This is a genomic window from [Clostridium] fimetarium, from assembly GCF_900111235.1.
Lineage (GTDB): Bacteria > Bacillota > Clostridia > Lachnospirales > Lachnospiraceae > Clostridium_N > Clostridium_N fimetarium.
In genome coordinates this window covers 67,902-84,033 of sequence record NZ_FOJI01000015.1, presented here as the reverse complement: position 1 = coordinate 84,033, position 16,132 = coordinate 67,902, and the positions used below count along the sequence as shown (strand labels likewise).

16 protein-coding genes are annotated in these 16,132 nt (G+C 32.2%); all 16 read left to right on the top strand.

From position 1 onward, the window contains the following. Positions 1–128: 128 nt before the first annotated feature. The 16 genes from trxA (at position 129) to BMY18_RS16630 (ending at position 16,107) form a co-directional block, all read left to right on the top strand. Positions 129–440: a thioredoxin gene (trxA, locus tag BMY18_RS16705; protein ID WP_092456308.1), complete on the top strand. Its 312-nt coding sequence runs from the start codon at positions 129–131 to the stop codon at positions 438–440. Positions 441–588: 148 nt separating this feature from the next. Continuing rightward, positions 589–1,323, top strand: coding sequence for a YoaK family protein (locus tag BMY18_RS16700; RefSeq protein WP_330386006.1), 735 nt, complete (start codon positions 589–591; stop codon positions 1,321–1,323). Between the two features lie 244 nt (positions 1,324–1,567). Further along, positions 1,568–3,478, top strand: coding sequence for an NADH-quinone oxidoreductase subunit 5 family protein (locus tag BMY18_RS16695; protein WP_092456251.1), 1,911 nt, complete (start codon positions 1,568–1,570; stop codon positions 3,476–3,478). Beyond that, positions 3,478–4,338 carry a respiratory chain complex I subunit 1 family protein gene (locus BMY18_RS16690; protein WP_092456248.1) on the top strand — a complete coding sequence of 287 codons (861 nt, stop codon included), beginning with the start codon at positions 3,478–3,480 and terminating at the stop codon, positions 4,336–4,338. Before BMY18_RS16695 ends, BMY18_RS16690 begins: the two co-directional genes overlap by 1 nt. A 68-nt stretch (positions 4,339–4,406) precedes the next feature. Next, a complete protein-coding gene (locus tag BMY18_RS16685; RefSeq protein WP_092456245.1) occupies positions 4,407–4,835 on the top strand; it encodes an NADH-quinone oxidoreductase subunit B family protein in 429 nt (142 codons plus the stop codon). Between the two features lie 29 nt (positions 4,836–4,864). Further along, the gene (locus tag BMY18_RS16680) at positions 4,865–5,212 is read left to right on the top strand and encodes an NADH-quinone oxidoreductase subunit C (protein WP_092456242.1); all 348 of its coding nucleotides are present in this window, start codon (positions 4,865–4,867) and stop codon (positions 5,210–5,212) included. Then, entirely contained in the window at positions 5,212–6,291 is a 1,080-nt protein-coding gene (locus BMY18_RS16675; RefSeq protein WP_092456239.1) for a hydrogenase large subunit, read from the top strand. The genes BMY18_RS16680 and BMY18_RS16675 overlap by 1 nt, the downstream gene beginning before the upstream one ends. 25 nt (positions 6,292–6,316) lie before the next feature. Next, the gene (locus BMY18_RS16670; protein ID WP_092456236.1) at positions 6,317–6,682 is read left to right on the top strand and encodes a 4Fe-4S dicluster domain-containing protein; all 366 of its coding nucleotides are present in this window, start codon (positions 6,317–6,319) and stop codon (positions 6,680–6,682) included. Next, complete coding sequence (hypA, locus tag BMY18_RS16665; RefSeq protein ID WP_092456233.1) at positions 6,648–6,986, top strand: hydrogenase maturation nickel metallochaperone HypA; 339 nt, start codon at positions 6,648–6,650, stop codon at positions 6,984–6,986. Before BMY18_RS16670 ends, hypA begins: the two co-directional genes overlap by 35 nt. 156 nt (positions 6,987–7,142) lie before the next feature. Further along, a complete protein-coding gene (gene hypB, locus BMY18_RS16660) occupies positions 7,143–7,796 on the top strand; it encodes a hydrogenase nickel incorporation protein HypB (protein ID WP_092456230.1) in 654 nt (217 codons plus the stop codon). After that, positions 7,769–10,207, top strand: a complete 2,439-nt coding sequence (gene hypF / locus BMY18_RS16655; protein WP_092456227.1) for a carbamoyltransferase HypF — start codon at positions 7,769–7,771, stop codon at positions 10,205–10,207. The genes hypB and hypF overlap by 28 nt, the downstream gene beginning before the upstream one ends. 110 nt (positions 10,208–10,317) lie before the next feature. Then, positions 10,318–10,572, top strand: a complete 255-nt coding sequence (locus BMY18_RS16650; protein ID WP_330386005.1) for a HypC/HybG/HupF family hydrogenase formation chaperone — start codon at positions 10,318–10,320, stop codon at positions 10,570–10,572. Beyond that, a complete protein-coding gene (gene hypD, locus BMY18_RS16645; RefSeq protein WP_092456222.1) occupies positions 10,544–11,593 on the top strand; it encodes a hydrogenase formation protein HypD in 1,050 nt (349 codons plus the stop codon). Before BMY18_RS16650 ends, hypD begins: the two co-directional genes overlap by 29 nt. A gap of 2 nt (positions 11,594–11,595) precedes the next feature. Then, positions 11,596–12,573, top strand: a complete 978-nt coding sequence (hypE, locus tag BMY18_RS16640; RefSeq protein ID WP_092456219.1) for a hydrogenase expression/formation protein HypE — start codon at positions 11,596–11,598, stop codon at positions 12,571–12,573. Between the two features lie 198 nt (positions 12,574–12,771). Next, the gene (locus BMY18_RS16635) at positions 12,772–14,160 is read left to right on the top strand and encodes a tyrosine-protein kinase domain-containing protein (protein WP_092456216.1); all 1,389 of its coding nucleotides are present in this window, start codon (positions 12,772–12,774) and stop codon (positions 14,158–14,160) included. Positions 14,161–14,268: 108 nt separating this feature from the next. Then, complete coding sequence (locus tag BMY18_RS16630) at positions 14,269–16,107, top strand: polysaccharide biosynthesis protein (RefSeq protein WP_092456212.1); 1,839 nt, start codon at positions 14,269–14,271, stop codon at positions 16,105–16,107. The last annotated feature ends 25 nt before the right edge of the window (positions 16,108–16,132 follow it).

The window sequence follows — 16,132 nt, the reverse complement described above, 5'->3', positions numbered from 1 at the left end:
GATAATAAAACTCAATTATAAAAATTTAAATATATATTATAATTATGTGACTTACTCACAGAGAAGATATGTATTTTTGGTATAATGAAATTAATAAAAAAAATAATGAATTTCATAAAGGAGTTACTATGGCAGCATTACACATAACAAAAGATAATTTTGATAAAGAGGTTATTAACTCACAGACACCAGTACTGCTCGATTTTTGGGCTGAATGGTGTGCTCCATGTAGAATGTTATTACCATTAATAGAAGAACTATCAGTAGAAGCTACTGGTGCGAAAATATGTAAAATTAATGTAGATGAGCAGCCGGAACTAGCAATGCAATTTAAAATCATGACAATTCCTACGCTTGTTGTTATGGAAAATGGGAAAGTCAGTAGCACTTCGATAGGAGTTAGGCCTAAATCAGCAATATTAGATATGATAAAATCATAAGAATTACATTTTATATTGAATCATTCAATTGACCATTCCATTGAGTATTTTATTTGAGAGTAAACGTTGACAAGTAGAATTCAAACTTGAAAATTTTTAAATAGTAGGCTATAATCTCAATAATAGAAAAATGGATGGTTAATTGAAAATGAAAACAGAAATGAAAACAGAAACAAAAACAGAAATGAAACAACAAATAAAACTACAAGTGAAACAACAAATGTCAGAATCTATATTCATGGGTATTCTATTAGCGATAACTGGAGGATTTTTGGATGCATATACATTTATATGCAGAGGGAAAGTATTTGCGAATGCACAGACTGGAAATGTAGTACTTCTGGGCATGAATTTAGCAGAAAAAAATTGGGAAATGGCATTTCGTTATTTTATTCCAATATTAGCGTTCATTTTCGGCGTATTTATAGCAGAAATTATAAAATTGATTTATAAGAATAATAATAGAATTCATTGGCGACAGATTATAATTGTATTGGAAATTATACTTTTATTTTTTGTCGCATTTCTACCACAAAATCTAAATATGTTAGCGAATATAACAGTGTCGTTTGTTTGTGCACTACAAACTGATAGCTTTCGTAAAATCAAAGGGAATGTATGCTCAACTACTATGTGTACAGGAAATTTGAGAACAGCAACTGAATTGTTGTTCCTCTATTGGAAGCATGGAGATAAAAATTTAAAAAAGAAAAGTATATGGTATTATACAATTGATTTATTATTCGTTTTAGGAGCAATTATTGGAACATTATTAACATATATATTTTTTGAAAAATCGATTTTATTTTGTTGCAGTGTGTTGTGTCTTGCATTTATTGTTATGTTTATTCAAAATAGTAATGAGAAAAAGGGAACTATTTAATAGTTTCTTTTTTTTATACTAAATTCTATGTATTAAATTAAGAACAATCTAAAGCGAATATTGTAAAATAACACCAAAGTGTTATAATATATTAATCTAATGCCTAACATAAGTGCCTATGTTTGTAATAAAAACAAATAATGTCGCATTTTTGTGTCAATATTAGAACAAACTAATACATACAGTTAATTTAAAGGTTTATTTTAAGTGTTTACTTTACAAATTTTAGGACAAGAGGTAGCGTATGAGTTTAATTTCGATATTAATTTTATTTCCATTATTAACATCCTTTTTGATATTCTTAATCAGAAAGGAAAAGATTAGAAATACAATCGTATTGGTAGGTGGCTTGATTACTGCAATTTTAACAATTATTACTGTAGTTCAGTATTTTAATGACGGACTCATATTATCATTTCAAAATGAAGAAGTTATTGATATTATTATAATCGTTGTTGAAGTATTGATGGCAGTTTATATCATAACAATGGGTATTAAAAACAAAAAGTATTTGGTATCAATTTTTGCAGCAATTCAAACACCTTTAATACTTTGGTTTGAATTTACCCAAAAGAATGGAATAGAGGTTGAATCAAGTATAGTTTTTGATAAACTATCAGGTATTATGGTTTTAATCGTAGGAATCATAGGAAGTTTGATATGCATATATGCTGTTGGATATATGAAATGGTATCATATTCATCATGATAAATACCCTCAAAGAAAATCCTTCTTTTTTGGGGTATTATTTCTATTCCTTTCAGCTATGTTTGGATTAGTTTTAAGTAACAATTTAATGTGGATTTATTTCTGTTGGGAAATCACATCTTTTTGTTCTTATTTACTTATTGGTTATACAAAAACAGCTGAGGCTAAGAACAATTCCTTCCGAGCTTTGACAATTAATGTGGGAGGTGGACTTGCATTTGCAATTGCAATCGTAATGATAGGAATTAATTATAATACGTTAGAACTATCAACTTTGATCGCAATGAAACCGGAGAGTATGGTACTTATTCCTGTATTCCTACTTTGTATTGCAGCACTTACAAAATCAGCACAGCTTCCATTTTCATCATGGTTACTCGGCGCAATGGTTGCACCTACACCTTCATCAGCATTACTTCATTCAGCAACAATGGTAAAGGCTGGCGTATATCTCATAATAAGGTTGGCACCTTTACTTGGAACAACTTCGGTAGGCAGGGTTGTTACTTTGGTAGGTGGTGTTACATTCCTTGCATGCTCATTAACAGCAATTGCGCAAAGTGATGCAAAGAAAATTTTAGCGTATTCAACAATAGCAAATTTAGGATTGATTGTAATGTGTGCAAGTATAGGAACACCAGAATCAATTTGGGCTGCTATTATGCTTGTAATATTCCATTCAATATCAAAGTCTCTTTTATTCTTATCAGTTGGTTCTATCGAACATCAGTTAGGAAGCAGAGATGTCGAAAACATGGATATTTTAATGCATGTATCACAAAAATTGACGATTTATATGTTGATTGGTATCGCAGGAATGTTCCTTGCACCATTTGGTATGCTAATATCAAAATGGGCAGCTATGAAAGCATTTATTGATTCAAATAATGTCTTGATTGTTGTTATCCTTGCATATGGAAGTGCGGCTACACTTTTCTATTGGACAAAATGGATGGGAAAATTAGTGGCGAATGCAAGTGTGAATAAGCATATAAAGCACAAATTTCATATTGAAGAGGAAGTACCAATTTCTATTCAGGCAGTACTTGTTATATCAGCTTGTATGGGATTCCCTTTGATTTCAGAGTTTGCAATTATTCCATATTTATCTAAAGCATTTGGAACAGAATCATTAACAATAATCAGCTCAAGTAATGCAACGCTGATGCTGGTAATGCTTAGTATGCTTTTGATTTTACCACTTAGTTTTATTCCTTTACACAAAAATGATAAACGTAGAATAGCACCAATCTATATGGGTGGAGAAAACTCGGGTGATAATGTAACTTTTAATGGAGCAATCGGTGTTAAACGTGAAGTTGAACTTCACAACTGGTATTTGAAAGATTATTTGGGAAATCATAGGATGTCATTGATGAGTAATATGATTGCACTGACAATTTTATGTGTTGGAGTTTTACTATTAATTTTGGGGGTGGCTAAGTAATGTTTATACTTCGTATCGTTTTAATAATTGTTTTAGCACCAATTTTAGGAGGATTACTCACAGGACTTGATAGAATAATATCAGCTAGATTGCAAGGAAGAAAAGGACCTCCTTTATTACAACCATTTTATGATGTTTTTAAGCTTATAGGGAAAGAATCAATCGAAGTTAATCCATTTCACAGATTTTATGTATACATTTCTTTGATATTTGTAATCTTTACTACAGTTATTATGCTACTAGGCGGTGATATACTGCTTGCAATATTTGTTCTAACATTAGGGTCAATTTTCTTTGTATTAGGAGGCTATGCTTCAAATTCTCCATATAGTGTAATTGGTTCAGAAAGAGAACTTTTAATGATGATGGCTTACGAGCCGATGGTTTTAATAATAGGCGCAAGTTTATATTATGCGAGTGGATCATTCTTTATTAGGGATATTGTTTCAGAGTCAACGCCTGCAATTGTATATTTACCTGGAGTATTTTTAGGTCTTGTATTTATATTGTTGTACAAATTGAGAAAGGCACCATTTGATTTGAGTATGAGTCATCATGCACATCAAGAAATTGTTGGAGGAATCACAACTGAATATTCTGGAAGAGATTTGGCTGTTATACAAATAGCGCATTGGTATGAAACAATTATAGTTTTAACTTTGGTTTATCTGTTTTTTGCAACCAATGCACCAATTAGCAAAGTATGGGCTATATCAGCCTGCTCAACTGTATTTCTATTTGAAACAGTAGTGGGTAATGCATGTGCACGTTTGAAATGGCAAGCGGCTATAAAGTCAACTTGGATTATTACAGGCGTTTTAGGAGTTGTTAATCTTGTCGTTTTATCATTCTTTAAATAAAAATATAATCACAATTTAATGCTGGATTTTGGAATAAACAAAAATTGTTTATTCAGAAAGTGGGAAATATGAATTTTATTAAGAAATCACCTTGGATATTACATTATGATGGTACTAGTTGCAATGGCTGTGACATTGAGGTACTCGCTTGCCTCACACCACTATATGACGTTGAACGTTTTGGAATCATTAATACTGGTAATCCAAAGCATGCAGATATTTTGCTGATTACTGGTAGTGTAAATGATCAGAATATTCCAGTAATAAAGCAACTTTATGAACAAATGGCAGATCCAAAAGTAGTTGTTGCAGTTGGCATTTGTGCAACATCAGGCGGTATTTTTGCTGAATGCTACAATATTGTTGGAGGAATCGACAAGGTTTTACCAGTTGATGTTTATGTGCCAGGTTGTGCGGCTAGACCAGAGTCAATCATAGATGGAGTTGTTAAGGCACTTGGTATTTTGGGAGAAAAACAGAAAACTGCTAGAAAGTAGTTACTCTTCGAGAAAGAAAAGGAGTATATATGGAACAAACAATAAAAAAAATATCAGCGAATGATCTTTTAAATGAAGCAAATTCAATGAAAAACTCAGGCTATCGTTTAGTTGCAATATCTTGCACGAACAAAGATGGTATAGAATTGACTTATTCATTTGATAAAGATTTTGATTTTATTAATTTAAGAATAAATATGGATTATGATGTTGAAATAGAAAGTATAAATCACATGTTTCCTTATGCATTTTTATATGAAAATGAAATTAAAGAACTTTTTGGAGTTAACATAATTAATATGACATTGGATTTTAAAGATAATCTTTATAGAATATCCGTTAAGACTCCATTTAATATGAAAAAGGAGAGTGAATAATGGGCGAGAGAACAGTTATTCCTTTTGGACCTCAACATCCAGTACTTCCTGAACCTATACATTTAGATTTGGTACTAGAAGATGAGGTTGTTATTGAAGCAATACCTCAGATTGGTTATGTTCATAGAGGACTTGAGAAACTTGTAGAAAAGAAGGATTTTAAACAATACACGTATGTTGCAGAAAGAATTTGTGGAATATGTTCATTTATGCATGGAATGGGTTATTGTATGTCAGTCGAAAGTATTATGGATGTAGAGATTCCTGCTAGAGCCAAATTTTTAAGAACAATCTGGGCAGAATTATCGCGTATGCACTCTCATATATTATGGTTGGGACTAACAGCTGATGCGTTTGGTTTCGATAGCTTATTTATGCACTCTTGGAGATTAAGAGAGCAGATTTTAGATATTTTTGAACAGACAACAGGCGGAAGAGTAATATTTTCAGTTTGTGATATTGGCGGTGTCAGAAAAGACATAGATGAAGAAACTCTTAAAATGATTGTTAATGTCATGAATAGTATTGAAAAAGAACTCAAAGGACTTGCAGATGTATTTTTAAATGATTCAACTGTAAAGAGTCGTACGATTGGTGTAGGCGTATTATCAAAGCAACAGGCATTTGATTTGGGTGCAATAGGTCCAATGACTAGAGCCAGCGGTAATGCGATTGATATGAGAACAGAAGGTTATGCAGCATACGATAAACTGAAGTTTGAACCGATTATTGCGACAGAAGGTGATTCTTATGCAAGAATGGTAGTAAGAATCAAAGAAATTTACCAATCTATTGATTTGATTAAGCAATGTATTTCAATCATTCCTGAAGGCGAAATTTTCGTCAAGATAAAGGGAAATCCAAACGGAGAATATTTTACAAGATTAGAACAGCCACGAGGCGAGGTTATATATTATGTAAAAGCAAATGGAACGAGCTTTTTAGACAGAGTAAGAGTTCGTACACCTACCTTTGCAAACATTCCTGCTTTACTCGAAACATTAAAGGGTTGTGCACTTGCTGATGTTCCTATATTAATTCTTACAATTGATCCATGTATCAGCTGTACAGAACGATAAAATGAGAGTAGGAAGGTAGGAATATATGCATATTTTAAGTATGACGAAAACACTATTTAAGAATATTATTCATGGGCCATATACAGTTCTTTATCCCATAAAAAAGAAAGCAAACTATGTACGAACAAGAGGCAGCATTAATAATGATATACAAAACTGTATCTTTTGTGGAATTTGTGAAAGACGTTGTCCAACTGGAGCTATTAAAGTCGAAAAAGCAGATAAAAAATGGAGCATTGAGAGAATGCAATGTATTCAATGTGGTTATTGCGTTGAAGTCTGTCCTAAAAAATGCCTTAATATGAACAACCAATATACTGCTCCTTCATCAAAAAAGACAAGGGATGAATACGTAGATGCACGAGTATCCGATAACGAAAAGAATAATTGAGATAGCACAGGAGTTTGCACAAAAAAACAATGCGGATGAAGTGAAACAGATCAACCTAGTTGTCGGTGATTACTCCGGTTATGTGGCTAGTTCAATTGAATTGTATTTTGAAATTATTGCAGAAGATAGTATATGCAAAAATGCGACGCTTAATATTGAACGGATTATACCCAAACTAAAATGTAATAATTGTGGAAAATTATTTGTAAGGAAGCCATTTTCATTTGAGTGCCCTGATTGTCAAGGGCAAGGTAGCCCTACGGATATAGGACAAGAGTTTTATATTAAATCCATAGAAGTATAAAGCGTATTTTTGTTTCGCTTGCAAGAAGGCATGTTTGTGTTTATGACGCAAACATGTCTTCAAATATAAATAAAGCAGATCAAAGATTCGTTTTATTTTGACAATAGTTGCGTTAGCAACGTAAACATATATCTACAAGTATGAAAGGAGATTAAAATGTCAGAAAATAAAGAGATAGAAGTAATGCAGTCCGTTTACGATAAAAATGATGAGGTTGCCGCAAAAATTAATGCATCATTAACAGAAAAAGGAATATTTGCAATTAATGTTATGGGTGCGCCTGGTGCAGGTAAAACATCTACATTGATTAAGATAATTAAACGACTTGATGATATTACCCCTTATGTAATTGAAGGAGATATTGAAGCAGATATTGATACATTGACTTTACTTTCACTGGGTGTTAAGACAATACAAATCAATACTGGTGGAGCATGTCATTTGGATTCTCCTTTGATTGGTGAAGCAGTAGAAAGCTTGAATATTGAAAAAGGCGTACTTTTTATTGAAAACATAGGTAATTTAGTATGTCCTGCCGAATTTCAGATAGGTGAGCATGCAAAAATGCTTATATCAACGGTTACTGAAGGTAGTGATAAGCCATATAAATATCCACTTGCATTTGAAAAAGCGAATATAATTATTTTGAATAAATGGGATCTTATTCCTTATGTAGATTTCGATGAGGAATTTTTCATGAAGGGTGTAAGAGCTTTAAATAAAACAGCTCCTGTTTTTAAAGTATCATGTAAAGCAGATGAAGGCTTTGAGGAAGTCGTTTTATGGATAAAGAACAATATCAAGTTGTAACAAAAAAAGTGATTGTTTCTGGTATTGTGCAAGGGGTTGGTTTTCGACCCCTTACTTTTCGTGTTGCGGGTAAACATAGAATATATGGGACTGTGCAAAATATTGGTGGAATGGTAGAAATTATAACACAGTCATCTCAAATAGATTTTAACGAATTTTTATATGATTTAAAAACAGCAGATTGTGAAGGTTGCGAAATTATAAATATTGAAATCAAAGATTTTATATCGCCAGAAGCAATCGTATACACTGAATTTAAAATAATAGAGAGCATTGCAAATGATGAGATCTCAATCATTCCTCCTGATTTAGCTACTTGTGATAATTGTAAAAATGAGTTACACACAAAGAGTAACAGGCGTTTTAACAATCCATTTATAAGCTGTATGTCTTGTGGACCCAGGTATACAATTATAGAAAAACTGCCCTATGATAGAGATAATACTACAATGGTAGATTTTGATATGTGTCCATCCTGTAGTGAGGAGTATACATCACCAGAAAGCAGGCGGTTTCATGCGCAGACAATATCTTGTAATGATTGTGGACCATACTTGATTTTCGATGAGTTTAATCATAATGAGTATAATAAAGCTAAAGATTTAGAAGCTAAAGATTTAGAAACTAAAGATTTAGAAACTAGACATTTAGTAACTAAAGATTTACGAGCTGAAAAATTAGGAAATAACGAATTAGAAAATAACGAATTAGAAAATATAGAGTTTGAGAATCGACAACTGAGTAATACACAAGCATTTAAAAAGGCAGTTGATATTATAAACGTAGGTGGGATAATTGCAGTCAAAGGAATAGGTGGATATCATTTTGCTTGTTCCCCATTTAAAGAAGCGACAGTTCATAATTTGAGAAAATTAAAAGGGCGAGAAGAGAAACCGTTTGCGGTGATGTTTAAATCTGTGCAATCTATTAGGCAATATTGTGAAGTCTCGAATGAGGAGCAAATGCTATTGAATTCGAAAGCCAGACCAATCGTTTTGCTATATTCCGATAATAAAAAGATGGCCAAAGCCACATATAAAGATAGTATTTATTGCGGTGCTTTTTTACCATATACACCATTGCAAATTATGCTTATTGAAAAATGCGGTCCTCTTATTATGACAAGCGCCAATATTTCAAATCGACCAATTATAAAAGAAGATAATGAGATGTTATCAATAAGAACACCGTTGTTGCATGGAGTTTTATATAATAGAAGGCGAATTATCCGTTCAGTAGATGACTCTGTAGCAAAAGTATTTGATGGGAAAGCGCAGTTAATTCGAAGAAGCCGTGGTTATGTTCCATATCCTGTATTTTTGCCGCTAAATGATAATTTGAACAATACCAATAAAAATCTACGTATATTTGCCGCAGGTGGAGATTTGAAAGCTGCGTTTTGTCTTTATAACAAAGGAAGTGCTGTCGTATCACAGTATTTTGGTGATTTAGAAGAGAAAACGGTGTTTGATGATTACAAAGAATCTATAGAAGATCTTTCACATTTATTAAAAATAGTTCCAGATATTGCAATATGTGATCTGCATCCTAATTATTTTTCTTCAAGATATGTGCAGACACTTGGAATACCAGTCTTTTATGTGCAGCACCATCATGCGCATATTGCTTCTGTTATGGCAGAGCATAATTTAAAGGAGCGTGTGATTGGAATTGCTTTTGATGGAACTGGCTATGGTACGGATGGGAATATCTGGGGTAGCGAATTCATGATTTGTAAGGGCGCAGATTATAATCGAGTTGCACATTTAAAATATACGCCTATTTTGGGCGGAGACCAATCCATGCGTGATGCTAAAAAGACGGCAACTTGTTTTTTGTTAAATGCACAACTTATTCAGTTTATTAATGATGATAGAAGTGATATAATAGAAGCTGCATTAAGAAATAATATCAATACCGTTCTTTCCTCAAGTATGGGCAGATTATTTGACGTTATCGCATGTCTATTAGGGATTCAGGATGAGAATCATTATGAGGGCGAATGCGCATCAAATTTGGAAAGAGAAGCGGTCTTAGCAGAGCGACATGGTATACTTCCTCAAAAAATGGAATTTTCAATTAAGCAAATTGAAGGAATGACCGAAATTGATCCACTTCCAGTATTGGAATCAATTTGTAAATTAAGAAGACACGTTGATACAGGATCTTTAGCATTGGGTTTCCATTATGCAATTGCAGATACAGTATTAAATATATGCGAGAAAATAAGACATGAACAAAATATCAATTTGGTTGCTATAAGCGGTGGCGTATTTCAAAATACGGTGCTATCAAAGAGAGTGTTAAAGGTCCTAAGAGAAAATCAGTTCCATGTTTACTATAATGTTTCAGTGCCTCCAAATGATGGGTCAATTAGCCTAGGTCAGACTTATGTTGGACTAATGAGATAACAAAATGTATAAGAAAATGAATAACAAAACAATAACAAAACAAATAACAAAACAATAATAACAATGTGGATGCTTGAACAAGCTAAATAGGCGCAGCGTGAAGTGCAGAAATGAGGAAAATTATGTGTGTTGCAGTACCTGGAAAAATTATAGAAATTAACGGCGATAAAGCAAAAGTTGATATAATGAATAATACTTGTGAAGTAAATATAAGATTGGTTACTGTAAAGATTGGTGATTATGTTTTAATTCATGCTGGATGCGTGATTGATGTATTGAAGAAAGACATGGCAGAAGAAATACTTTCGATGTTTAATGAACTCGAGGAGGACGCGAATGAAAACCCTTCAGCAGGTAAAAACTGAATTAAAAGAGTATGATGGCGAGCCGATTAAGATAATGGAGGTTTGCGGAACCCATACTTCTAGTATTTTCAAGAATGGAATAAGAAGTTTAATATCTCCAAAAATACAACTGATTTCTGGACCAGGCTGCCCTGTATGTGTAACAGCTTCTGCTTATATTGATAAACTCGTAGATTTTTCATTAAAGGAAAATTATTGTGTCTTGACCTTTGGCGATATGATGAAAGTAAAAGGTAATCAATTATGTCTTACACAAGCAAGTGCAATTGGTGGCAATGTCAAAATTTTGTATTCCCCATTAGATGCAGTTAAAATAGCAATGGAAAATAGTCAGACGCAGTACATTTTTGCGGCAGTAGGATTTGAAACAACAACTCCCATTTATGCAGTATTAATTGAAGAAATTACAAAAAACAATATAAAAAATTTAAAATTGTTAACGTCACTAAAAACGATTATACCGGCTGTTTCCTTTATTTGTGAAAATGAAGACAAGATTGATGCGTTCCTATCTCCGGGTCATGTATGTGTAATCATCGGAAGTAATGCTTTTAATGAGCTGGCAAAAAAGTATCAAAAACCTTTTGTTGTTGCTGGATTTGAGGGTGAACATATTTTAGCTGCAATTTATGAAATTGTACATCAAATAAAAAACAAGCAGTTCAATGTGAAAAATATGTATGTAAATGCTGTATCTGAAGAAGGAAATATAAAGGCACTTACAATGATTGATAAATATTTTGAAAAAGCAGATGATTATTGGCGTGGAATTGGAATTATAAAAATTTCAGCACTAAGACTCAGACCAGAATTCACTGAATTTGATGCAGGAAGTACATTTGAAGAATATAAAGAGAGCCCACCAAAAGGTTGTAGATGTAGGGATGTTATATTGGGCCGTATTAATCCCAATGAGTGTCCATTATTTTCAACAAAATGTACACCTTTAAATGCAATTGGTCCATGTATGGTTTCAACTGAGGGCGTGTGTGGAATCTGGTTCAAGAATAGAGAGGCATAGAGATGAAAATAGATATATCTTATGGTAGCGGTGGAAAACAGACTAGTAATTTAATTAATGATATATTCATTAAGAATTTTGATAACGAGATTTTAAACAAACTTGAAGATGCTGCGGTATTAGATATGAGTGGTAAAATTGCATTTACAACTGATTCTTTTGTTGTAACACCAATGTTTTTTAACGGTGGTAATATAGGAAAATTAGCTGTTTGTGGAACAGTAAATGATCTCTCAATGATGGGGGCTATGCCCAAATACCTCACAACAGGCTTTATTATCGAAGAGGGAGCAGATAGTGAGACTATTGATAAGATAGCATATGAAATGAAACTAGCGGCTTTAGATGCAAATGTACAGATAGTAGCTGGTGATACGAAAGTAATTGAAGGCAATGGCAATATATATATTAATACTGCTGGTATAGGCACAATAATGAAAGAAGGAATCAGCATCCACAATTGTCAGGAAGGTGATGCAATTTTACTTTCAGGTAATTTAGGGGAACATCATGCAGCAATCATGTCTAAAAGAATGGGAATTGATAATAATATCATGAGTGATTGTGCACCACTGTCTTTTCTTGTGAAAGAACTTTTGGATAATGGGATTGATGTTCATTGCATGCGTGATGTTACACGAGGCGGGCTTGCAACCGTTTTAAATGAAGTTGCTGAAAGCTCTGTATGTCGGGTTGAAATAATCGAAGCTTCCTTACCGGTAAGTGATGAGGTAAAAGGGTTTTGCAATATCTTAGGTCTAGATCCACTTTATATGGCAAATGAAGGAAAAATGATAGCTGTAGTCCCACAAAATCAAGCCGACAAAGCGCTTGAAGTAATGCGAAATAATAAATATGGTACCAATGCCCAGATTATAGGTAGTATTGTTGGTGGAAAAGGTGTAAATATGACAACGATATTAAAAGGTAATCGAATGGTAGATATTCTTTATGGAGAAGGATTACCCCGTATTTGTTAATAATCAATATTAAAAGTAAAAAATACCTGTCTCAATAGTTCACATTTGAGACAGGTATTTTTTTGTTGCAGATTATCAAATCTTTTTCACTAATATAAAATATTATCATAGTATAACTTTAGGTGATATGAAATTTTTGAGATTATTTATCAAGATAATCAATGTGGAATTGTTGTATTAATAGGAGGATTATAGATAATGGAATTTTCTTTTAAAGAAATATTGGAAATATTGGCGAAGCGATTTGTTTTTATCGCAATTTGTACATTCGTAGGTATTTGTTCTTTTTTCATAAATAGCAAGTATATTATAAAACCAACTTATGTAGCATCGGTTCAAATGTATGTGAATCCTAATGAAACAACTTATTCAGCTGACTTAAATGAACTAAATTATGCTCAAAAAGTTGTAACTACCTATATTAATTTTTTGCAAACAAAAGTATTTTATAAACAAGTTATCGATGAAAGTAAATTAAATTATACACCAATGCAATTAAAAGCCATGACCCATATTAAGGCTATTAATAACACAGAGATTTTTGAGATTAGTGTTACAACCACAAATCCTAATGATGCCTATAAATTAGTTGATGCAATGAAAAAAATCGCACCAGTATTAATTAAAAGTATTAAAGAAACATCACAAATTACTGTAGTAGATCCACCCACATTGCCAACTTCTCCATCTAGTCCTAATATATTGAAGAATACCTTGGTTGGAGGAATGTTTGGATTTGTTTTATCAATTGCTGTTTCTCTATTATTGGTACTTTTCGACTTGAATGTTAAAAATCAAGATGAATTATTAAAAAGATATCAATTACCTATTTTAGGAACGATACCTAATTTTAATGTGAACATAAAAAGAAAATTCGTACTCAAAAAAACAATACTAACTGATTTATTGCATAAAAAAGTGAAAAGAAATAATATCAGTAAAAATAAAGATACAGAATTTGTTATAGCAGAAGCTTATAAATCATTAAGATCTAACTTGAACTTTACTTTGCGTTTTAATGGATGCAAAAAGATCATCATCAGTAGTCCAGTTCCACAGGATGGTAAAAGTACCACTATTACTAATGTAGGGATTTCAATAGCACAAACTGGTGCAAAGGTGCTACTAATGGATTGTGATTTGAGAAAGGGTAGATTACACCGTTTATTTAATATTCAACTGATACCGGGAGTAAGCGATGCGTTATCTAGCACGATGGATGTGAAAAAATCAATATATAAAACATCTTATGATAATTTATATGTTATGCCAATGGGAACAATTCCACCTAATCCATCAGAGTTGTTAGCAAGTATTCAGATGGAAGAATTATTAAGTCAGCTTAACAATGAATATGAATATATCCTTATTGATACACCTCCAGTGAAAGTTGTATCAGATGCCCTAAATCTAGTTAAAATGGTGGATGGGGTTTTAATTGTAGTTCGAGAAGGTGTCACCTCACATCCTTGCGTATCTAGCGTAATAACAAAATTTCAATTTTTGAATGCTAACATACTAGGGTTTGTACTCAACGGGATTTCGCTTAATCAACAGGAAAGGTCTAAATATAGGTACTATAATTAGTCCTATATTTTGCACTATAATATAAAACCCTATTTTAATTCCATTAAATCGTGCGAATTGCATTGAATTAAAATGTATTTAAAATAAGTTTATTAAGAGGATATTACTATGAGAAGAATTAAAAAATATCGAAAAAAAATTATTTTTATATTAGACATTATTATTATTATATTTTCTTGTTATATATTTCAACTTTTAGTACCAATCGAGAAGGCTGCGAATGACTATAATATATTAGATTTCCTTCCTAATATCATTATATTATTGCTATCTATATCATTATGCCAGTACTTATTAAAAACATACGATAATATATGGAGATATGCTGAAGGGAATGAATATGTGAGATTAATGCTTGGAATGATAGCAGGATTTATTATTTATATAATGATTAACCATTTAATTTTCATTCATAAAACGTCTGCAATCTTTTCGGTGGCGACATGTTCGATATCTATAATCTTTATGTTGCTAATGCGTTTTATATACAGAATATACCTTATAAAAATTAAAAAGAATATAAACCAAAAGATTACGATGGCAATCATAGGTGCAGGCGGTGTAGGCGTACGATTAATGGAAGAAATTCAATATAATACAAATTCAAATTATGAAATATATTGTTTCTTCGACGATAACACAGAAAAAATTGGAAAGAAAATCCGAGGAATAAAGGTATTAGGACCAATAGATGAATTTAATGATTTGATAAAAAACACGCCCATTAGTGAAGTGATAATTGCAATTCCCATTTTACCAGATATTAGAAAAAATGAAATATTAAAGATTGTTTCAAAGTCCAACCTACGTGTAAAAGTATTGCCAGATCTTTTATCTATTTTACGAAATAGTAAAGGTGATTTATTAGAGTCTGCAAGTGATTTTAATGTGGATGATCTTTTAGGAAGAGCTTTGGTATCTTTCGATAAGAAAGAGATAGATAAGTTTTTTAATAACAAGGTTATTATGGTAACTGGTGGAGGGGGGTCAATTGGATCAGAGTTGTGTAGACAGATCGCACAATCGAAACCTGCCCAGTTAATTATTATAGATTACTACGAAAACAATGCCTACGAAATTCAACAAGAGTTGATATATGATTACAAAAATAAGCTTAATTTAGTTGTTGAAATTGCTTCTGTACAAGATAAAGATAAAATCGAACAATTATTCGAACGTTATCACCCACAAATAGTATTTCACGCAGCAGCACATAAACATGTCCCGTTTATGGAAATTAGTCCGGATGAAGCCATTAAAAATAACGTTTTGGGAACATACAATATGGTGCAGGCGGCGGATAAGTGGAATGTACAAAAGTTTGTTCTTATTTCTACTGATAAAGCTGTAAACCCAACTAGTATTATGGGGGCAAGCAAAAGAATGTGTGAGATGATTATTCAAAGTATGAAAAACATTAGTAAGACTGAATATGTTGCAGTTCGGTTTGGAAATGTATTAGGCTCAAATGGATCAGTGATTCCTCTGTTTAAACGACAAATTGAACATGGGGGACCTATCACAATTACAGACAAAAGAGTTTATAGATATTTTATGACAATATCTGAAGCAGCACAGCTTGTATTAAGAGCTGGTTCCATGGAATCTGATTCAGAAATATATGTATTAGATATGGGAAGACCTATCAATATTCTTAAATTAGCTGAAAAGTTAACTCGTTTATTAGGTCATATTCCATATACTGAGATTCCTATCAAAGAGATAGGAATGCGCCCAGGAGAAAAGTTGAATGAAGAACTTTTTATGCACGAAGACCTTGTGAAGACTGAAAATCAAAAAATCTATATAGAAATGCAAAAATCTATATCATTTGGAGAAATAGAAAAAAAGATAGATATATTAAATCAAGCTTTGGAGACAAAAGATATAAATATGATTAGAGAATCATTAATAAGCATTATTCCTAACTTTAAGTTAGCTGATTAATATAAAAGATAGGCTACTCCACCTG